The 20533-nt window shown below is 70.4% G+C and carries 14 protein-coding genes; 9 read left to right on the plus strand and 5 right to left on the minus strand.

Features of this window, described 5'->3' with window-relative positions:
* Positions 1 to 10 precede the first annotated feature (10 nt).
* The 9 genes from FHR73_RS04475 (at position 11) to FHR73_RS04515 (ending at position 11054) form a co-directional block, all read left to right on the plus strand.
* The gene (locus tag FHR73_RS04475) at positions 11 to 1306 is read left to right on the plus strand and encodes an MFS transporter (RefSeq protein ID WP_260175590.1); all 1296 of its coding nucleotides are present in this window, start codon (positions 11 to 13) and stop codon (positions 1304 to 1306) included.
* Positions 1293 to 2204: an SMP-30/gluconolactonase/LRE family protein gene (locus FHR73_RS04480; RefSeq protein ID WP_183629750.1), complete on the plus strand. Its 912-nt coding sequence runs from the start codon at positions 1293 to 1295 to the stop codon at positions 2202 to 2204. The genes FHR73_RS04475 and FHR73_RS04480 overlap by 14 nt, the downstream gene beginning before the upstream one ends.
* Positions 2201 to 3184 carry a sugar kinase gene (locus tag FHR73_RS04485; protein WP_183629751.1) on the plus strand — a complete coding sequence of 328 codons (984 nt, stop codon included), beginning with the start codon at positions 2201 to 2203 and terminating at the stop codon, positions 3182 to 3184. The genes FHR73_RS04480 and FHR73_RS04485 overlap by 4 nt, the downstream gene beginning before the upstream one ends.
* A gap of 4 nt (positions 3185 to 3188) precedes the next feature.
* Complete coding sequence (gene manD / locus FHR73_RS04490; RefSeq protein ID WP_183629752.1) at positions 3189 to 4400, plus strand: D-mannonate dehydratase ManD; 1212 nt, start codon at positions 3189 to 3191, stop codon at positions 4398 to 4400.
* 14 nt (positions 4401 to 4414) lie between these two features.
* The gene (locus FHR73_RS04495; RefSeq protein ID WP_183629753.1) at positions 4415 to 5443 is read left to right on the plus strand and encodes a Zn-dependent oxidoreductase; all 1029 of its coding nucleotides are present in this window, start codon (positions 4415 to 4417) and stop codon (positions 5441 to 5443) included.
* A gap of 70 nt (positions 5444 to 5513) precedes the next feature.
* Complete coding sequence (locus FHR73_RS04500) at positions 5514 to 6791, plus strand: MFS transporter (protein ID WP_183629754.1); 1278 nt, start codon at positions 5514 to 5516, stop codon at positions 6789 to 6791.
* Complete coding sequence (locus tag FHR73_RS04505; RefSeq protein ID WP_183629755.1) at positions 6788 to 8221, plus strand: mannitol dehydrogenase family protein; 1434 nt, start codon at positions 6788 to 6790, stop codon at positions 8219 to 8221. Before FHR73_RS04500 ends, FHR73_RS04505 begins: the two co-directional genes overlap by 4 nt.
* A gap of 1 nt (position 8222) precedes the next feature.
* On the plus strand, positions 8223 to 9407 hold the full coding sequence (uxuA, locus tag FHR73_RS04510) for a mannonate dehydratase (RefSeq protein WP_183629756.1): 1185 nt from the start codon (positions 8223 to 8225) through the stop codon (positions 9405 to 9407).
* A 90-nt stretch (positions 9408 to 9497) separates the two neighbouring features.
* Positions 9498 to 11054 carry a UxaA family hydrolase gene (locus FHR73_RS04515; protein WP_183629757.1) on the plus strand — a complete coding sequence of 519 codons (1557 nt, stop codon included), beginning with the start codon at positions 9498 to 9500 and terminating at the stop codon, positions 11052 to 11054.
* A 4-nt stretch (positions 11055 to 11058) separates the two neighbouring features.
* Here the strand turns inward: FHR73_RS04515 and FHR73_RS04520 are convergent, their stop codons facing one another.
* From FHR73_RS04520 to FHR73_RS04540, 5 genes are all read right to left on the minus strand, one after another.
* A complete protein-coding gene (locus FHR73_RS04520; RefSeq protein ID WP_260175591.1) occupies positions 11059 to 14022 on the minus strand; it encodes a CheR family methyltransferase in 2964 nt (987 codons plus the stop codon).
* A 140-nt stretch (positions 14023 to 14162) separates the two neighbouring features.
* On the minus strand, positions 14163 to 17168 hold the full coding sequence (locus FHR73_RS04525) for an efflux RND transporter permease subunit (protein ID WP_183629759.1): 3006 nt from the start codon (positions 17166 to 17168) through the stop codon (positions 14163 to 14165).
* 3 nt (positions 17169 to 17171) lie between these two features.
* Entirely contained in the window at positions 17172 to 18269 is a 1098-nt protein-coding gene (locus FHR73_RS04530; protein WP_183629760.1) for an efflux RND transporter periplasmic adaptor subunit, read from the minus strand.
* A 14-nt stretch (positions 18270 to 18283) separates the two neighbouring features.
* Positions 18284 to 19069 (minus strand): MipA/OmpV family protein, encoded by a 786-nt coding sequence (locus tag FHR73_RS04535; protein ID WP_183629761.1) that lies wholly within the window; start codon positions 19067 to 19069, stop codon positions 18284 to 18286.
* Between the two features lie 11 nt (positions 19070 to 19080).
* Complete coding sequence (locus FHR73_RS04540) at positions 19081 to 20520, minus strand: efflux transporter outer membrane subunit (RefSeq protein WP_183629762.1); 1440 nt, start codon at positions 20518 to 20520, stop codon at positions 19081 to 19083.
* Positions 20521 to 20533 lie beyond the last annotated feature (13 nt).

Genomic DNA, 20533 nt, shown 5'->3' on the forward strand with positions numbered 1-20533 from the left:
GATGAAATCCATGACCAAAGTCCCGGGCGCCCTGGCGCCTGCCGCTCGTACCCCCGGCTGGCTGCCCCGTGCCCATCCGGTGTCCTGGCAGATGCTCGGCATCACCACCCTGGCGATGCTGATGATCTCGGTGGATCGCCAGCTGCTGCCGACCGTGTTGCCGGCGATCATGCAGGAATTCGGACTGGACGCCGCCCAGGGTGGCTGGCTCAGTTCGCTGAGTTTCGTCGGCACCCTGATAGGGGCCTTGCTAGTGGGGGTGCTGGCCGACAGCGTCGGCACCGGCCACCGCCGTGCCTGGAGCTGGGTGGGGGCCTGCGCCCTGACCATAGGCTCGGCCTTCGCCACCGTCTATGCCCGCTCGCTGGGCGCCCTGCAGGTGCTGAGATTCACCATGGGCCTGGGCACCGGCGCCATGGAGCCGGTCAACATCGCCGTGGCCAGCGAATTCTGGCAAAAGGAAAATCGCGGCTTCGCCCTCGGTGTGCATCACACCGGCATGCCCCTGGGGCAATTCGTCGGCCCGGTCCTGATGGGGCTGATCCTGGCCAATGGCGACTGGCGCGCCACCTTCCTCTGGATCCCGCTGATCGGCCTGCCGATCATCCTGCTGCAGCTCTACCTGGGTCGCCGCCGCAACGAGGAGCAGGTCTATGCCTGGATCCGCGAGGAGGGGCTGACCGTGCCGGTCGACACCGCCGCGCCCGTCTCGCTCAATCCGCTGAGCAACCTGCGCCAGGCCTTCGCCGAGCGCAACGTGCGCCTCTGCCTGGTGATGAATTTCCTGTTCCTCTGGACCGAGATGGGCGTGGCCACCTTTCTGACCTACCAGCTCACCAGCCAGCTGGGGCTGAGCCTGGCCGAGGCCGCGGTGATCTCCGGCGCCTCGGGGCTGGTGGGCTGGGCGGGGCAGATCTTCTGGGGGACCCTGAGCGATCACCGCGGCCGCAAGTTCGCCCTGGGCATCCTGACCGTCGGTTTCTCGGTCTGCGTGGCGCTGTGCATGTTCATCGACAGTCGCGCCATGGCCTGGACCCTGCTGCTGGCCTGGGGCCTGTTCCGCAACTCGCCCTATGTGGTGCTCTATTCGCTGGCGGTGGATTCCTCGCCCCGCGCGGCCGGCAGCGGCCTGGGTCTGCTGATTGGCGTGGGGCTGGGCCTGGCGGGCTTTCTGGTGGGGCCGGTGGCCGGTTACGTGATCGAGCATTTCGGCTGGCATTGGAGCTACGCCATGCTCGCCCTGAGCTGCCTGCTGGCGCTGATACCGCTACGCTTCGTGGAGGAGACCCAGCATGGCGCGGCCTGAATGCCTGTTCGACCATGGCGACGAACTGGGCGAAGGCCCGGTCTGGGATGCCCGGCAGCAGACCTTGCTGTGGGTGGATATCCTCGCCGGTCGGCTGTTGCGCGCCGCGCCGCAGCCGGCGGCTCCGGTCGAGATACTGGGCTTCGGCCGACCGCTGGGCTGCGCCGTGCCCCATGTCGACGGCTCCACCTGGCTGGCGCTGAGCGACGGCGTCTGGCGCCTGGCCGCCGGTGCCGCCCAGCCGACGCCAGTCGCGCGGCCGCCCCAGGCGGTCCACGGATCGCAGCACCGTTTCAATGACGGCAAGTGCGATGCGCTCGGCCGCTTCTGGTTGGGTACCACGCTGCTCGACGAGGCGCCCGGCGGCGGCCGGCTGTATCGCCTGGACCTGGACGGCCAGCTGCATCAGGTACTCGACGGCATCACCGTGTCCAACGGCCTGGGCTGGAGCCCGGACAACCGGACCTTCTATTACATAGATTCGCCCACCCGCCGGGTGCAGGCCTTCGACTTCGATCTCGCCAGCGGCCAGCTCGGTCGCGGGCGCACCCTCATCGACTTCGGCGAGCAGCCCGGCGTGCCCGATGGGCTGGCCGTGGACAGCGAGGGCGCCCTGTGGATCGCCCACTGGGACGGCTATCGCCTGAGTCGCTGGAGCGCCGACGGCGAACTGCTCGCCTGGGTGGAGCTGCCGGTGGCGCGGGTGACCTCCTGCGCCTTCTATGGCGAGCGCCTGGAGCAGCTGCTGATCACCACTGCCCGGGTGGGCCTCGATGAGTCCGCCCGCCAGGCGCAACCCCTGGCCGGGCGCAGCTTTCGCCTCGATCCCGGTGTGACCGGCCTGGCGGTGTCCGCCTGCCGCGTCCGGGTTCCGCAACGCCTCCAGGAGTCTGCATGACGCTACCCCTCGTTTCGTCCCCTCTGACCCGCATCGGCCTCATTGGCGAATGCATGGTCGAGTTGCGCAGTCAGGGGGATGGCCAACTGGGCCAGGCCTTTGGCGGCGACACCCTCAATGCGGCCGTCTATCTGCGGCGGCTGCTCGGCGAGGACCCGGTGCGGGTGGATTATCTCACCGCGGTGGGCGACGACAGCCTGAGCCAGGCCATGCGCGCCCGCTGGCGGGAGGAGGGGCTGAGTGACGAGCGGGTGCGGGTGCTGCCCGGGCGCCTGCCGGGACTCTATCTGATCCAGACCGATGCCGACGGCGAGCGGCGCTTTCTCTACTGGCGCGGCGAGGCGGCAGCGCGGGAGTGTTTCGATGGCGCCGAGGCCCAGCCGCTGCTGGCGGCCCTGGCCGAGTATCAGGTGCTCTATCTCAGCGGCATCAGCCTGGCGGTGCTGACCGACACCGGCCGCGAGCGGCTGCTGGAGGCGCTGCGCCAGGCCCGCGCCGCCGGCACCCGCATCGTCTTCGACAACAACTACCGGCCGCGGCTGTGGCCGAATCTGCAGGCGGCGCGCACGGCCTATCACCGGTTGCTGCAGCTCGCCGACCTGGCGCTGGTGACCTGGGAAGACGACGCCGCGCTGTTCGGCTTCGCCGACGAGGCGGCGCTGCTCGCCCAGTACGCCGAGTGGGGCGTGGCCGAGGTGGCGCTCAAGCGCGGCGCGTGCAGCTGCCTACTGCAGCATCGCCAGGGCCGCCAGGAGGTGGCCGGCGAAGCCGTGGCCCGGGTGGTGGACACTACCGCCGCCGGGGATTCCTTCAGCGCCGCCTACCTGGCCTGCCGCCTCCAGGGCGGGGCGCCCGAGGTGGCCGCCGCCTGGGGGCATCGCCTCGCCGCCACGGTCATCCAGCATCCCGGCGCGCTCATCCCGCGCGCCGCCATGCCGGCGCTGCCGCCGCTGATTCCCACGCTCACTGCCCAGGCCTGAAGCCATGAAGATCACCGAAGCCCGCGTCATCGTTACCTGTCCCGGCCGCAACCTGGTCACGCTCAAGATCGTCACCGACGAAGGCCTCTATGGCCTCGGCGACGCCACCCTCAACGGCCGCGAGCTGGCGGTGGTGGCCTATCTGGAAGAGCACGTGCTGCCGGCGCTGATCGGTCGCGACGCCCACCGCATCGAAGACATCTGGCAGTACCTCTATCGCGGCGCCTACTGGCGGCGCGGACCGGTCACCATGACCGCCATCGCCGCGGTGGACGTGGCGCTCTGGGATCTCAAGGCCAAGGCCGCCGGTATGCCGCTGTACCAGTTGCTCGGCGGCAAGAGTCGCGAGCGGGTGATGGTCTATGGCCACGCCACCGGCAAGGACATCGATAGCTGCCTGGACGAGGTGGCCCGCCATGTGGAGCAGGGCTATCGCGCGGTGCGGGTGCAGTGCGGGGTGCCGGGCATTCCCACCACCTACGGCGTGGCCAAGCGCGAAGGCGAGCGCTACGAGCCGGCCGACAGCGATCTGCCGGCCGAGCACGTATGGGACACCGCCAAGTACCTCAATCATGTGCCCAAGCTGTTCGCCGCGGTGCGCGAGCGCTTTGGCGACGACCTGCACCTGCTGCACGACGTGCACCACCGGCTGACGCCCATCGAGGCGGGACGGCTGGGCAAGCGGGTCGAGGAATACAACCTGTTCTGGCTGGAGGACTGCACCCCGGCGGAAAACCAGGAGGCCTTTCGCCTGATCCGCCAGCACACCACCACGCCGCTGGCGGTCGGCGAGGTGTTCAACTCCATCCACGACTGCCGCGAGCTGATCCAGGAGCAACTGATCGACTATATCCGCGCCACCCTGGTGCATGCCGGCGGCATCACCCACATGAGGCGCATCGCCGATCTGGCGGCGCTCTACCAGGTGCGCACCGGCTTCCATGGCGCCACCGACCTGTCGCCGGTGTGCATGGGCGCGGCGCTGCACTTCGACACCTGGGTGCCCAACTTCGGCATCCAGGAGCATATGCCCCACGAGGCGCGCATCGAAGAGGTCTTTCCCCATGCCTATCGCTTCGCGGACGGCCATTTCACCCCGGGCGAGGTGCCCGGCCACGGCGTGGACATCGATGAAGACCTCGCCGCCCGTTATCCCTACCAACGCGCCAGCCTGCCGGTGAACCGGCTGGTGGATGGCACCCTGTGGCACTGGTGAGCGAGGAATCCAGGATGAAAGCCTTTCAGGTCAGAGCGCCCCACGAATTCAGCATCGAAGAGGTCGCGGTACCCACGCTGGCACCCGGCGAGCTCCGCGTCGGGGTGGCCTATGCCGGCATCTGCGGCTCGGACATGCACATCATCCATGGGCAGAACGCCTTCGTGCGCTTTCCCCGCGTCACCGGCCATGAATTCGCCGGCGTGGTGCGCGAGGTGGGCGAGGGTGTGAGCGGGCTGGCGGTGGGCGATCCGGTCTGCGTCGATCCGGTGATCGCCTGCGGCCATTGCTATCCCTGCCGCATCGGTCGGCCCAATGTCTGCAGTCGCCTGCAGGTGCTGGGGGTGCACCGCGATGGAGGTTTCAGCGAAGAGGTCTGCGTACCCGCGGCCAATGCCCATCGCCTGCCGCCTGGTCTGCCGCTGGCCCAGGCCGCGCTGGTCGAGCCCTACAGCATCGCCCTCAATGTGCTGGAGCGGATGCAGTTCCTGCCCGGAGATTCTCTGCTGATCTACGGCGCCGGCGTGATCGGCCTGACCCTGGTGCAGATGGCCCGGGCGCTGGGCATCGCCGACATCACGGTGACCGATGTGCTGGACGATCGCCTCGCCACCGCCCGGTCCCTGGGCGCGACCCGCATCCTCAATGGCCGCGACACCAGCGTCGAGGCGGCCATGCGCGAGGCCACCGGCGGCGAGGGCGTGCCGCTGATCGTCGACGCCGCCTGCCATCCGGCCTTGCTGCCGGAGATCGTCCGGCTGGCGTCGCCGGCCGGGCGCATCGGCCTGCTGGGTTTCAGCGCCACGCCCAGCGAGCTGGTGCAACTGGAGATCATCAAGAAGGAACTGACGCTGGTGGGTTCGCGGCTCAACAACGGCCGCTTTCCGCGGGTCATCGAGCTGCTGGCGGCGGGCCGGCTGGATGCTGCGGCGCTGATCAGCCACCAGGTGGCCAGCCAGGAGATGCCGGGCGCCATCGAGCTGATCGAAAGACACCCCGAGCAGACCCGCAAGGTGCTGGTGCAGTGGGGTGGCAACGCCTGACAACGCGCGCTCCGCAAGGGGCGCTTCTCCGATGCCTTACCGAATAAAGACAATGAGCGGGAGGTAACAAATGGCTGGACAAGGTCGTGGACTGGTACTCGTCATGCTGTTCCTGGCGGGGGTCGTCAACTATCTGGATCGCTCGGCGCTGTCGGTGGCGGCGCCGCTGATCCAGAAGGACTTCGCGCTCAGCGCCGGCGAGATGGGGCTGCTGTTCAGTGCCTTCTTCGTCGGCTATGCAGCGTTCAATTTCATCGGTGGCTGGGCCGCCGACCGCTATGGCGCCAAGACCACTCTACTGCTGGCCATGGTGCTCTGGTCGGCGTTCAGCGGCCTGACGGTGCTGGCCTCGGGCTTCGCCGCGCTGATCGTGATCCGGGTGCTGTTCGGCATGGCCGAGGGCCCCCTGAGCGTCTCCACCAGCAAGATGGTTAATAACTGGTACGCGCCCCACAACCGTGGTCGCACCCTGGGTCTGTCGATGTCGGGCACGCCCCTGGGCGGCGCCATCTCCGGCCCCATCGTCGGGGTGATCGCGGTGACCTACGGCTGGAAGGTGTCCTTTGTCGTCATCATGCTGATCGGCTTCGTCTGGGCGGTGGTCTGGTACCTCTGGATCAAGGACAAGCCCAGCGGCCAGCTGGCCGCCGACATCGCCGCCGAGGAGCGCGCCGTGGCCGTGGTGGACACCGAGGTCAGGCCGCTCAAGTACTACCTGCGCCAGCCCACGGTGCTGTTCACCGCCCTGGCATTCTTCGCCTACAACTACACCCTGTTCTTTTTCCTCACCTGGTTTCCCAGCTACCTGATCCAGGCCTATGGCCTCAACGTGAAGGACATGAGCATCGCCACGGTGATCCCCTGGGTGCTGGGCTTCATCGGCCTGGCGGTGGGCGGCTATCTGTCCGACTGGGTGTTCCGCAAGACCGGGCGGCTGATGTTCTCGCGCAAGGTGGTGCTGGTGACCTGCCTGCTGGCTTGCGCCCTGTGCATCGCCGTGGCCGGCCTGGTCAGCACCCTCTATGCCGCGGTGGCCCTGGTGGCGCTCTCGGTGTTCTTCCTCTATCTGACCGGCGCCATCTACTGGGCGATCATCCAGGACACGGTACCGGCGGCGCGGGTGGGCGGGGTGAGCGGCTTCATGCACTTCCTGGCCAACACCTCGGGCATCATCGGCCCGGCGGTGACCGGCTACCTGGTGCAATTCACCGGGGCCTTCACCAGCGCCTTCCTGCTGGCCGGCGCCCTGACCGTGATCGGTTCGCTGTGCGTGGCGCGCTTCGTCAAGCCGCTGGCCGAGCGGCCGGCGGACTCACCCGCCGCGCTGGCCACCGGAGGCGCCCGATGAGCGATTTCGAACGTATTCCTTCGCGCTATCCGGCGCCGGCCATCGGTATCGTTCACCTGGGCCTGGGCGCCTTCCATCGCGCCCACCAGGCGGTCTACCTGGAGCGCAACCTGGCCCGCCACAGCGGCGGCGCCTGGGGCCTGTGCAGCGCCAACCTCAGATCGGGGCGGGCGCTGGTGGAGACCCTGGAGGCCAGTGGTGGCCGTTATCACGTGGCCGAGTACCGCAACCGGCGGGAAGGGGTATTGCGCGAGATCGGCGCCCTGCGCGAGGTGCTCTATGCCGGCGACGGCGGGGCCGGGCGCGAGGCCCTGCTGGCGCGGCTGGCCGATCCCGGGGTGCGCATCGTCACCCTGACGGTGACGGAGAAAGGCTATTGCCTGAGTCCGGCCAGCGGCGCCCTGCGCCGCGATGATCCCGGCATCGTCCACGACTTGGCGGAACCGCGGGCGCCGCGCACCGCGCCGGGATTGCTGGTGGAAGGCCTGCGCCGGCGTCGCGCGGCCGGCATCGCGCCCTTCACCGTGCTCTGCTGCGACAACATGCCGGACAACGGCCAGCGGACCCGCCAGGCGGTGGTGTCCCTGGCCGAGGCCCAGGACGCCGGACTGGCGGCCTGGATCGCCACCGCCGTGGCCTTTCCCTGCAGCATGGTGGATCGCATCGTCCCGGCCATGGACGAAGCGGCCTTCGCGCGACTGCGCGATCTCGGCTGCGATGACCCGGCTGCCGTGGTGGGTGAGGCCTTCAGCCAGTGGGTGGTCGAGGACCGCTTTCCGCAAGGGCGCCCGGACTGGGAGCAGGAAGGGGTGCAGATGGTGGCGGACGTCCGCCCCTTCGAGACCATGAAGCTGCGCCTGCTCAATGGCAGTCATTCGCTGCTGGCCTATGTCGGCAGCCTGGCCGGTCACGGCACCGTGGCCGAGGCCATGGCCGATGAACGCCTGGCGGCCCTGGTGCACCGCTACATGAGTCGCGAGGCGGCGCCGACCCTGGACATGCCGGAAGGCGTGGATCTGCCGGCCTATGCCCGGGCGCTGGTCGCGCGCTTCCGTAACGACGCCCTGCAGCACCGCCTGCGGCAGATCGCCATGGACGGCTCGCAGAAGCTGCCCCAGCGCTGGCTGCTGGGTGCCCGGCAGCTGCTGGAGCAGGGCGGCGATCCGGCCTGCACCGCCCTCGGCGTGGCGGCCTGGATCCACTATGGTGAAGGCGAGGGCGAGGCGCTGGACGATCCCCTGCGCGCCACCCTGGCCGCCTTGCCTGTGGGCGCGGCGCGGGTGGACGCCGTGCTGGCGCTGGCCGAGGTCTTTCCCCCCGACCTGGCCGCGCACCCCGTCTTTCGCGCCGCGGTGCGCCGGGCCCACGCGCGCATCACCACGGCGGGCATCGCCGCGGCCATCGCCGATCTGACCGATAGAGGAGTCTGACATGGAACACACCTGGCGCTGGTTCGGCCCGCGCGATCCCATCTCCCTCGCCGACATCCGCCAGACCGGGGCCACCGGCATCGTCACGGCGCTGCACGAGATCGCCAATGGCGAGGTCTGGCCGGTGGCGGCCATCGCCGAGCGCAAGGCGCTGATCGAGGCGGCGGGGCTCTCCTGGTCGGTGGTGGAAAGCATCCCGGTCCATGAGGACATCAAGCGCGGCCTGCCGGGCCGCGAGCGCTATCTGGAAAATTACCGCCAGAGCCTGCGCAACCTCGCCCAGTGCGGCATCGACGTGGTCTGCTACAACTTCATGCCGGTGCTGGACTGGACCCGCACCCAGCTGGCGCATCGGTTGCCCGACGGCGGCTGGGCGCTGAGATTCGATCAGGACGCCTTCGCCGCCTTCGATCTCTGCATCCTCCAGCGGGAGGGCGCCGCGGCCGAGTACACGGCTGAGGAGATCGAGCGGGCGCGCCGCTATCACGCCGGGCTCGACGACGCCGGGCGCGAAGAACTGGTGCGGACCCTCATCGCCGGCCTGCCGGGCGCCGAGGAAGGCTACTCGGTCGCCGACCTGCGCGCCCTGCTGGCCACCTATGCCGGCATCGACGCCGCGCGGCTGCGCGAGCACCTCGCGGTCTTTCTCCAAGCCGTGGTGCCGGTGGCGGAGGAGGTGGGCATCCGCCTGGGGGTGCATCCGGACGATCCGCCGCGACCGCTGCTGGGGCTGCCGCGGGTGGTCTCCACCGCCGCCGACGCCCAGTGGTTGCTGGACGCGGTGCCGAGCCCGGCCAACGGCCTGACATTCTGCACCGGCTCCTATGGCGTGCGTGCCGACAACGACCTGGTGGCCATGGCCCGCCAGTTCGCGCCGCGCATTCACTTCGTCCACCTGCGGGCGACCCGGCGCGAGGCGGATCCGCGCAGTTTCCACGAGGCCCATCACCTGGACGGCGACGTCGACATGGTCGGGGTGATCCGCGAACTGGTGCGCGAGGAACGTCGCCGCGAACGCGCAGGCGGGGCGCGCCTGCCCATGAGGCCGGACCATGGCCACCAGCTGCTGGATGACCAGGGCCGGCGGACCAATCCGGGCTATTCGCTGATCGGCCGGCTCAAGGGCCTGGCGGAATTGCGGGGTGTGGAACAGGCCGTGCGGCGGCTGGAAGAGGAACGTGGCTGATGCGGATCGGCGGCTATCAGAACTACCCCGTGCGCGATCCCGCCATCGGCGCGGTCGAGGCCAACCCCGAATGCTGACGTGGAGACTTACATGGAATTGATCACCCGCAGCGGCGCCGCGGCCGCTGCCCGCGCCACCCTGCGTCTGCATCCGCAAGACGATGTGCTCATCGCCCGCCAGGCGCTGGTGCCCGGCCTGGAATTGCCGGAGGAGGGCGTGCAGGTCCGCGAGCCGGTGCCGGCCGGTCACAAGGTCGCGGTGCGTGCCATCGCGGCAGGCGCACCGGTGCGGCGCTATGGCCAGATCATTGGCTTCGCCCGCGAGCCCATCGCCGCCGGCAGCCATGTGCACGTGCACAACCTGGCCATGGGCGACTTCACCCGCGAGCACGCCTTCGGCATCGAGGCCCGTGGCGCCCCGGCGCCCATCGAGCGGAGCTTTCTCGGCATCGTCCGTCCGGATGGCCGGGTAGCGACCCGCAACTACATCGGCATCCTCACCTCGGTGAATTGCTCGGCCACGGTGGCCCGGGCGGTGGCCGACCATTTCCGCCGCGACGTCCATCCCGCGGCGCTGGGGCCCTATCCCAACGTCGACGGCGTGGTCGCCCTGACCCATGGCGTCGGGTGCGGCATCGACACCCAGGGCGAGGGCATGGCGGTGCTGCGCCGCACCCTGGGCGGCTATGCGTCCCACGCCAACTTCGCTGCCGTGCTGTTCATCGGCCTGGGCTGCGAAGCCAACCAGATCCCCTCATTGCTGGTCGACCAGGGCCTCAGCGAGCATGCGGGACTGCAGACCCTCAATATCCAGGACAGCGGCGGCACCACCGCCACCGTGGCCCGCGGCATCGCCGCGGTCGAGGCGTTGCTGCCCGCGGCCAATGCGGTGCAGCGCGAGCCGGTCAGTGCGCGGCATCTGATCCTGGGCCTGCAGTGCGGTGGCTCGGACGGCTATTCCGGTATCAGCGCCAATCCCGCCCTGGGCCGGGCGGTGGACCTGCTGGTCGCCGCCGGGGGCACCGCCATTCTCTCGGAAACCCCGGAGATCTATGGCGCCGAACACCTGCTCACCCGGCGCGCCGCCAGTCCGGCGGTGGGCGAGCGCCTGGTGGAACGCATCCGCTGGTGGGAAGACTATTGCGCGCGCTTCGGCGCCAGCCTGGACAACAATCCCTCGGCGGGCAACAAGGCCGGCGGCCTGACCACCATCCTGGAAAAATCCCTTGGCGCGGTGATCAAGGCCGGCTCCACCGATCTCATGGCGGTCTATGGCTACGCCGAGCCGGTGCGCAGCCCGGGCCTGGTGTTCATGGACACCCCCGGCTACGACCCGGTCTCGGCTACCGGCCAGGTGGCGGGCGGCGCCAACCTCATCGCCTTCACCACCGGCCGGGGTTCGGCCTATGGCTGCGCGCCGACGCCCTCGCTGAAGATCGCCACCAATACCCGCCTCTGGGAGAGCCAGCGCGACGACATGGACGTGGATTGCGGTGGCCTGGTGGATGGCAGCACCACCCTGGAGGAACGTGGCGCCTTCATCTTCGAGCGGCTGCTGGCGCTGGCGTCGGGCGAGCGTAGCCGCAGCGAGTTGCACGGCTACGGGCAGAACGAATTCGTCCCCTGGCAACTGGGCGCCACCACCTGAGTCGTCACCCGCGCGCCGGATAGACCGCTTCAGCACTGGCGGGCTGTTCGCCGCCGGTCTGCAGATGGCGCCAGATGATGATGGCCGCGGTATGGGTGAAGGCGGCCGCCAGCTCCAGGTCGACGGCGTCCGGCAGGTGCGGGTGCTCGAAATACATCGCCAGGGAGCCGAGGCTTTCGCCTGCCGCGGTCTTGACCGGAAAGGACCAGCAGCCGCGGAAATCGAATTGGCGGGCCAGCCAGGCCAGGTCGTTCCAGCGCGGCTCCTCCAGCACATCGCGGGTGATGACCGGTTCGCCCTGCGCCACCGCCAGGCCGCAGGCCAGGGAGTCGGAGGAGATGACCATGCCGTTCACCACGCGGGCATAGCCCTCGGCCATCCCCACCACGTGGGTCAGGGTCTTGCCTTCGGCCAGATAGAAGGCGCAGCGGCGCTGGTCGCCCGATTCGCTGATCAGGGCGCGGGTGAGAATACCCAGGGACAGGCACAGCGCCTGGCCCTTCATGGCCGACTGGAAGGCTTCCTTCTGCGCCAGGAGCCAGTGCTGGCTGCGCTTGAGCTGGCGCTCCCGCTCGCGCAACGCCAGTTCCGCCCGGGTGCGCAAGGTGATGTCGGCAAAGGTGATGACGACCCCGCTGACGGGACGGACGTCGCCGGGATCCGCAGAGATCCGCCGGAGAAACCAGCGCTCGTCCTGGGACGGCACCACCGCCGTACGCGGCGCGCTGCCCTGGAGCACCGCGCCGATGTCCTCGAACAGCGCCGGATCCTGGAAGCGCGGCACCAGATCACGGACGTGGCGCCCGGTATCGGCCTGGCGCAGGGGCAACAGCTCGGCCATGGCCGGGGTGAACCAGCGGATCTTCAGCGCCTCATCCAGGCAGAGGGTCATCACCGCTCCCGAGGACAGGACGCGCCGCTGCATCTGCAACTGCTCAATATGCTCCTGCAGCGAGCCGTTCGCCTGGTTCAGATCGGCGTTGCTGAGCAGCAGACTCTCGTTGGTGTCCTTGAGCTCGTCGTTCAGCGCCTTCAGCTCCTCGTTGAGCGCCTGCAGCTCTTCGCGCGAAGCCTCCAGCTCTTCCTGGGAGAGGCGGATGGCCTCGCGCCAGTCCGCTTCTTCCACCCGCACGACAGCGCCCGGGCCCGCCGCCAGTGCGGGTAGGCTCGGCTCGCCGGTCTGGCGGATAAAGGACACCAGCACCTGATCGTGCTGGCCGGCGCCATCCAGGGGCGTGATCCGCAGCGTCACGCTCAGCTGGCCAGCGAAGCGATCGGGCAAGCCGGCGATCAGCGACGGCTTGCCGCCGTGCAGGGCCCGGGTCAGGTGGTGACGCAGGTGGGCCACCCAGGGCCGTGGCACCAGGTCGAGCAGCCGATAGCTCGGTTCCCCCGCCGCCAGGCCGAGAAAGGCCTCGGTATTGCCGTAGACGCGCAGCACCTGGCCTTCGACATCGACCAGCACCGAGGGCAGTTCGAATTGTTCCAGGGCGCTGCGCTGGGCTTCGGCGGACGAGGGGGTCCGCTGGCCGCCGCGTTGCGGCAGGGCGGGCGGCTGATCCGGCAGGGGCCCGGTCTTGCGGTGCAGGTTCCAGCGCAGGGCGACCGGCGCGAAGCCGCGGCGCGTCAGCGGATAGGCCTCGCTCTTGCCGAGCAGCAGATAGCCACCCGGTTTCAGCGCGCCGTGCAGCACCTGCAGCACGAAGTCGATGGTCTCGGGGTCCAGGTAGATCAGCAGATTGCGGCAGCTGATCAGATCCATGGTGGCCAGGGGTGGATCGAGCAGCAGGTCCTGGACGGCGAACACCATGTGCTCGCGCAGCGACCGGCGGACGCGGAAGGCACCATCGACCGCATAGAAGAAGCGCTCCCGCCGAGCCGGCGCCAGGGTCGCCAGCTCGCTGCCGCGATAGAGACCACGGCTGGCCCGGGCGAGCATCTCCGGCACCGGTTCGGTGGCGAACAGCTGCGCCTCCGTCGTGCAGCCGTGGCGCGTGCGCAATTCCTCCAGCAGCATGGCCATCGAATAGGCTTCCTCGCCGGTGGAACAGGCGGGGATCCAGACCCGCAGGGGCTCGGCGTCCGGGCGACTCAGCAGCGGCAGCAGCACCTGTTCGCCGAGGACCTCCCAGACCTCAGGGTCACGAAAGAACTCGGTGACGTGGACCGGGATGCCCTTGACCAGGGCCACCAGCTCGGCGGGATCGTCTTCCAGCAGGTCGGCATAGTCGCTGAACGCCCAGACCCGGCGGATTTCCATGCGTTGCTGGATGCGCCAGAGCAGTGGCGAGGTCTTGTAGCCGCTGAAGTCGAAGGCCGCCTGCCGGCGGATCAGCGCCAGAATGTGCTCGAGGGTGACGGCAAGGGGCGTCTGCTGCAGCGCCGTGGTCGGCCAGGCATGGTCCGGCGCGGCGCAGCCGAGCAGGTAGCGGGCGATGTCGGCGACCGGCAGGGCCAGATGGTGCAGGCCGCGCTGGACGACGGCATTGGGCATGCTCTCGTAGGCGGCCGTCAGCGGATCCTGGACGATGACCGTGCCGCCGGCCTGGCGTACCTGGATGGCGCCGGCGGTGCCGTCCATGCCGCTGCCGGATAGGATTATTGCCACGGTACGGGCGGCTTCCAGCGGCGACAGGCTTTCCAGGAAGGCGTCGATGGCATCCGCCCCCGGTCGGCGCTGGCCACCCGCGGCGGGGCGGGTACGGAAGCGCTGGTCGCCGAGGGTGAGGATGTCGTCGGGCGAGGGCAGGTGCACGGTGGCGGCGCTAGGTTGGGTACCGTCCGTGGCCGCCTCGACCGGCATGGCCGTCCAGAGCTCGAGGAGACCGGACAGCCCACTGGGGCTGCCGGGGGGCAGGTGCTGCAGCACGATGAAGGCGAAGGGCAGCGGCGCGCCCAGGGCCTCGAACAACTGCTGGATGCTGGTGATGCCGCCGGCGGAGGCGCCAATGACGACGAGCGGGGGCAAGGCGGCAGCCCCCGATGGGGGCTGGAGTCCGGTCATGAGCGATTCCTTGTCGGCGCGCGGCGCGGCACCAAGTCCCTGAAGCATAATGCGCCTGACCGTTTCCACCAGCGCAGCGGCCCGGTCGCGGTCTCGGCGCGCCGCTAGCGGCTTTCGTACAGCAGGCCGTAGAGCACCGGGATCAGCCCCAGGGTCACCAGGGTGCCCAGCGCCAGGCCGCCGATCATGCTGATGGCCATGCCTGTCCACAGGGGACCGGCAAAGAGCATCAGCGGGATGAGACCGAGGATGCAGGTGAGCTTGGTCATGATGATCGGCCGCAGGCGCTCGCCGGCGGCGTCGAGCAGCGCCGGGACGAGGGGCTTGCCGGCCTGGCGTTCGGCTTCGATGCGTTCGAGCAGCAAGACCGCGTTGTTGACGATGATGCCGGCCAGGGACAGCAGGCCGAAGGTGGCCATGAAGCCGAAGGGATGGCCGCTCAGCCACAGCGCCAGGGCTACGCCGATGAGGATGAAGGGAATGCTGGCGACGATGATCAGCACCTTGCGCCAGGAATCGAATTGCCAGAGGAACAGCAACAGCATGGCCACGGCGGCCAGCGGCAGATAGCGCAGCAGGGCGTCGTTGGCGGCGGCGGAATCCTCGCTCTCGCCGCCCAGCTCCAGGCGATAGCCGGGCGGCAACTGCAGGGTGGGCAACTGGGGGACGAGGGTGGCGACCAGGGTGGCGGCGGTCATGCCGGGATTGCGCGCGCTGACCGTGAGGGTGCGCTGCAGATTGCGCCTGACCTTGACCCCGGCCTCGCTGGCCAGCTCGATCCGGGCCACCGCCGCCAGCGGCAGCGGCGCGCCGCCGCCCTGGGGATGGACCAGCAGGCTGCCCGGATCCCCGCCGGGGGGCGTGCTGCGCGCGGCGATCTCGACCGGATACTGGCCATCGCGCAGCTGGGCGCCGCTCAGGCCATCGCCGGCCAGTTGCAGCGCCTGGGCTAGGTCGCGCCGGTCGAGTCCGGCGGCGCGGGCCCGGGCCGGGTCGACCTCGACCTGGTAGCGCAGCAGGCGCGGACCCCAGTCGTCCTGGATGTCGCGGGTCCCGGGGACGGCGGCGAGCAGGTCGGCGAGGCCGGCGCCCAGCTGACGCAGGACCGCCTCGTCCGGACCGCTCAGGCGATAGACCGCCAGGCCGCTTTCGGTGGTGCCCAGGGAAAAGCGCTTGGGTTGGGCGCGCACCTCGGGATAGGCGCGCGCCAGCTGCTCGCCGACCCGGGCCATGACCTGGGCGAGATCGGCGTCCGGGCGGGTGGTGACGGTGAAATAGGCGACATTGGGACCGGGCAGCGGCGGATTCAGCCCCAGCACGATGCGTGGTCCGCCCTCGGCGACGTAGCCGATGCTCTCGACGATATCGGCATCCTCGCCCAGCCAGCGGCTGAAGCCTTGCATGAGTTCCAGGGTGCGCTGGGCCGAGGTGCCCGGCTCCAGCTGGAGGGGGATCTGGAACTGGTTGCGATCCGAGGGCGGCAGGAAGTCGTAGGGCAGGCTGAGCACCTTGAGGGTGGCCAGCGCCAGCAGCCCGAGCATGGCCAGCAGATAGGCCAGCCGGTGCCGCAGCAGAGCTTCCAGCAGGCGGCGATAGCCCCGGTGCACGGCGCTGTCGGTGTTGGCCCCGACATGGCTGGGGTCCGGCACCAGGCGCAGGCAGAGCAGCGGCGTCACCGTCAGGCTCAGCGCCCAGGAGCCCAGCAGGGTCAGCGCCAGCACCACGGCCAGGGACCTCAGGTATTCGTTGGTGCTGGTCTGGCCGAGGAAGAACGGCGAGAAGGCCAGGATGATCACCAGCGAAGAGGTCAGCAGCGGGATGGCCAGGGTCCGGCCGGCGGCCTCGCAGGCGGCGCGCCGCGCCTCTCCCGCGCGCAGGCGCCGTTCGATGTCCTCGGCGATGACGATGCCGTTGTCCACCAGCAACCCCAGGGCCAGGATCAGCGCGGCGATGGACACCGTCTGCAACTCGATGCCCAGGGCGCGCATGACCAGCAGGGTCGCCAGTACCGTGAGCGGTACGATGGCGCCAACGATCAGTCCCAGGCGCCAGCCCAGGAATAGCATGACCACGGCCATGACGATCACCATGGTTTCCATCAGCACGTGCTGCATACGCGCCATGGCGTGGTGCACCACCTCGGCCTGGAAGGTCACCCGATGCAGGGCGAAGCCGGTGGGCAGGGTTGTCGCCAGTTCCGCGAGGCGGTCGTGCAGCGCGGCGCCGAAGGCTTCGACATTGCGGCCCGGGGTCATGGCGATGCCCAGCACCAGGGCGCGTTCGCCACGATAGAAGGCGGCGCTGCGCACCGGCTGCTCGGATTCGACCCGCACCTGGGCCAGCTCGGCCAGGGGTACGGCGCGGCCTTCGGCCAGCTGGATCGGCACGGCGCGTAGCGCGGCGGGATCGGCCAGTTCGCCGCTGATGGCCAGGCTGAGGACGCGCTCGCCCTCGCGGAGGCTGCCGCCGCTGACCAGTTCGTTGCGGGTGCGCAGCTGCGCCAGCAATGCCTGGGGCGACAGGCCCAGGCGCGCCAGGGCGGTGGCGTCCAGGGTCAGGACGACGCGCTCGTCCTGCAGGCCATAGAGGGCGATGCGGTCGACCCCGGGCAGGCCATAGAGGGCGCGGCGCAGGCCTTCCACCTCGCGGCGCAGTTCGCTCGGCGAAAAACCGGGCGCGGTCACGGCGATGGACGCCACCGCCACCCGGCCGAAGTCATCGTCCACCAGCGGGCCCTGGGTGCCCTCGGGCAGGCCTGGCGCCACCTCGGCGACCTTGTTGCGGACGCGCTGCCAGAGCGCCGGCAGGTCCCTGATCTCGTCCCGGGCGGTGAGCTGGATGATGGCCTGGCCGGGTCTCAGGGTAGTCACCAGGGTCTTGAGTTCGGGCAATTCGCGCAGACGGTCTTCCAGCGGCTTGGCCAGCAGCGCCTCCACCCGGTCGCTGGGCAGGCCGGGCAGGGCGACGCTGACCAGGGCGTCGCGCACCGTCACGCTGGGTTCCTCCTGGGAGGGAAAGCCGAGAAAGGCATAGAGTCCGCCCAGTAACAGGGCCACGGCGACAAAGAGCACCAGGCGACCCCGGCGCAGGGCGAAAGCGGTCAGGGACATGGCCTACTCCCCCGTGAGCACGGTGCTGGGCCGATAGGGCAGCACATGCTCGCCCGCGCGCAGGAAGGCGGCGCCGGCCACCACGATCTGCTCACCCTCGGCGAGGCCGCTGGCGATCAGCGCCTGGCCCTGCTGCAGGGCCGCCACCGTGACCGGGCGCGGCTTCACCTGCTGGGTCTCCGGCTGGTAGACGAAGACCTGCTCCGCGGTGCCGCGCTGACCGGGCAGCAGTGCGCCCAGGGGCACCGCCAGCTGCGCCTGGGCCGGCAGCGGCAGGCGCACGTCCAGCAGGCTGCCGCTGGGCAGGGCCGGTGCCCCCTGGTCGAGGGCGAAGACCGCTTCCTGCAGCAGTCCCTGCTCGGCGCGCGGTGAAAGACCGACCAGCTGGAGCGCCAGGGGCGCGCCAGCGCGCGTGGCATAGGCCTGCGCCTGGGCGCCGGGCGCCAGCCCCTGGGCCAGGGCCGCCGGCACCTGCACCACCACCTGGCGTTCACCCTCGGCCTGCAGCCCGAGCAGGGTCTCGCCCGCGCCCATCAGGCGCAGGGGTTCCGGCGCGCGCAGGACGATCTGGCCAGCGAAGGGCGCCATCAGCCGGGTCTGGGCCAGGGCGCGGCGCGCCAGGCCCAGCTCCGCTTCGGCACCGCGTTGCTGGGCCTGGGCCGCACCCAGGGCGGCCCAGGCGGCTTCCAGCTCGGCCTTGGCCAGGTTGCCTTCGGCGAACAGCTGCCGGGCACGCCGCTGCGCGGCGCGGCGCTGGTCCAGCTCCACCCGGGCGGCCTGCATCCGGGCGCTGGCCTGTTCGAGGCGCAGGCGCGCGGGCTCGGCATCCTGCTCGGCGAGCAACTGCCCGGCCGTGACGCGCGCGCCCACGTCCACCGCGACGCGCAGCACCCGCCCGCCATTCTCGAAGGCCAGCGCCGTGCTGCGCGGTTGGCGCACCAGGCCGGGCAGCAGCGGCGCCTGGGCCGTCAGCCGGGCGACCGGCGCGAGCTTGACGGTGCGCAGGGGCACCGGACCGGGGCGTTCATCCGGTGAACAGCCGCCCAGCAGCGGGAGCAGCAAGAGGAAGGTGAGGGCGGAGGTCAGGCGCGGGCCGGGCATGGCGGGCTCCAGGATCAGAAGCTGTAGGTCAGGGCGACTTGGGCGGTGGTGGCGGTGGCGCGCTGCCGCAGCGGACTGTCGCGCGCCTGCTCGCCGTAGTAGGTGGTGGTCAGGGTCGCCACCGAACTCCAGTGCGGATCGAAGGCGTGCAACCAGTTCAGCGCGGCGGAATAGGCATAGATGCCCCGCTCGAGACGCGCCGGGGTGAAACCGCTGGCGGCGCTCTGGGCGGCGGTGACGCCGAAATAGGTCTGGTTGAAGCGACGGTCGCCGGCGTGGGCGTCGAGATCCAGTGCCAGGGTGTCCTGGTCGGTGTGCAGGCCGATGGCTTCCACCCCCAGGCGATAGCGATTGCCGCGCTGCGCCCCGGCCAGTCGCCATTCGCCCTCGGCGTTGAGGCTGAGCCAGGGCGCCAGGGCCTGGCTCAGGGTGAGGTCCAGCACCGTGGCGCCGTCGACCTCACCCATACCCCGCAGCCGGTCGGCGCCTGGGCGCGAGGCGTTGTCGCGATCATCGCGGCCGAAGTCGTAGTTCAGGGCGCCGCTGAGGGTCAGCCCCTGGGCCGACTGCCATTGCAGGCCGAGGCCGCGACTGGTGTCGGCAAAGAAGGGTCCGCGCTGGACTACTACAAGCGGCAGCAGCTGCGGCCGATAATCCGCCGAACTCATGTAGCGACTGACCGCGCCGGCCACCAGGCCGAGGCTGACGTCGGTGTGGTCGCCCCAGGGCGAGGCGGCGGCCGCCTGGCCGGCCAGGGGCGTCAGGCAGAGCAGCAGCGGCAGCAGTGTGGTGCGGGTCATGGCGAGTCCTCTCAGGTGGCGGAAGGGTGGTCGAGGCCGTGCAGGGCGCGGTACAGGCGCAGGCGGTTGAGGCGCAGGGCCTGCTCGGTCTGGCGCAGCGCCTCGCTGGCGCGCAGCCCGTCGAGGCTGGCATGCAGGCTGGCGCCGGGATCGCCGGCCCCGGCCTGCCACTGGCGCGCCAGGCGCTGGCGGCGCGCCTGGCTCAACTGCAGCTGGACGTCCAGGGTCTGCCGCTGGGCGAGCAGCAGGCGGCGCTCTTCCAGGCCGTCGGCCAGTTCGCGAAAGGCGTCCTGCAGGGTGCGCTCGTAGGCGGCCAGGGCCAGGTCGCGGGCGGTCCTGGCGGCATCCAGGTTGGCGCTGTTGCGCCCGCCGTCGAACAGCGGCAGGGACAGCGACGGCGTCAGCAGGCGCAGCCCCTGGCCGGCGCTGAACAGGTCCTGCAATTGCGGACTGGCCAGGCCCACCGCGGTGCTCAGGCGAATACTCGGGAAAAAGGCGGCGCGGGCGGCGCCGATGCTGGCGTTGGCCGCCTGCAGGCGCTCCTCGGCCGCGCGCACGTCGAGACGCTCCAGCAGGCGACTTGAGGGCAGCTCCGCCAGCTCGCCGGGCAATTCCGGCGGCGGACCGGCCAGGACTGGCGCAGCGTTGGGCGAGGGCGCCAGCCGGTAGCCGGTGACCCAGGCCAGCGCCCCATAGGCCTGGGCGCGCTGGCTCAGTCGCTGTTGCACCTGCTGGCGCGCCTCGAGAGCGGCCTGGGTCAGGGGCTCCAGCGCGGCCGGGGCCAGGTCGCCGGCGGCGATGCGCGCCTGGGTGCGCTGCACCAGCTGGTCGCTGAGCGCGGCCATGGCCTGGGCGCTGGCGACCTGGGCATCGGCTTCGCGGGCTACCAGGAAGAGGCGCGCCACCTCGGCCACCAGGGCGCCGCGCGCGGCCTGCTGGCCAAGTTCGCTGGCCAGCAACTGGTGGCGGGCCTCTTCGCCCAGGCTGGCCACCCGCCCGAAGAAGTCCAGTTCGAAGGCGTCCACGCCGAGGGTGGCGGTGGCCAGGTCCTGCTGGTAGCGCTCGTCCAGCGCCTGGTCGGCGAAGCGCTGGCGCGGCCGCTGCACCGCCAGGCCCAGGGTGGGCCAGCGTTCGGCCTGGCGCGCCCCCAGTTGCGCCCGCGCCTGCTCGACCCTGAGCTGGGTTATCCGGTAGTCTCGATTGCCCGCCAGCGCCTGGCCCACCAGCGCTGGCAGCAGGGCTTCGGCGCTGACCGCGGACAGCAGTTGGCGCTCGTCAGGGCTGAGGTCTACGGCCGCCGCGGGCGTGGCGTCCTGCCGTTGCCACTGCCCCTGGTGCGCCGGCACCGGCAGTGCCGGCCACGGGTAGTCGGGAATCAGCGAGCAACCGCTGAGGCCCAGCAGACCGATCAGCAGCAACTGGCAGGTGGCGGAAGCGGCGAGTGAAGGCATGGCAGGCAGACCC

Origin of the sequence: Pseudomonas sp. AS2.8, assembly GCF_014190935.1 — a bacterium.
Lineage (GTDB): Bacteria > Pseudomonadota > Gammaproteobacteria > Pseudomonadales > Pseudomonadaceae > Chryseomonas.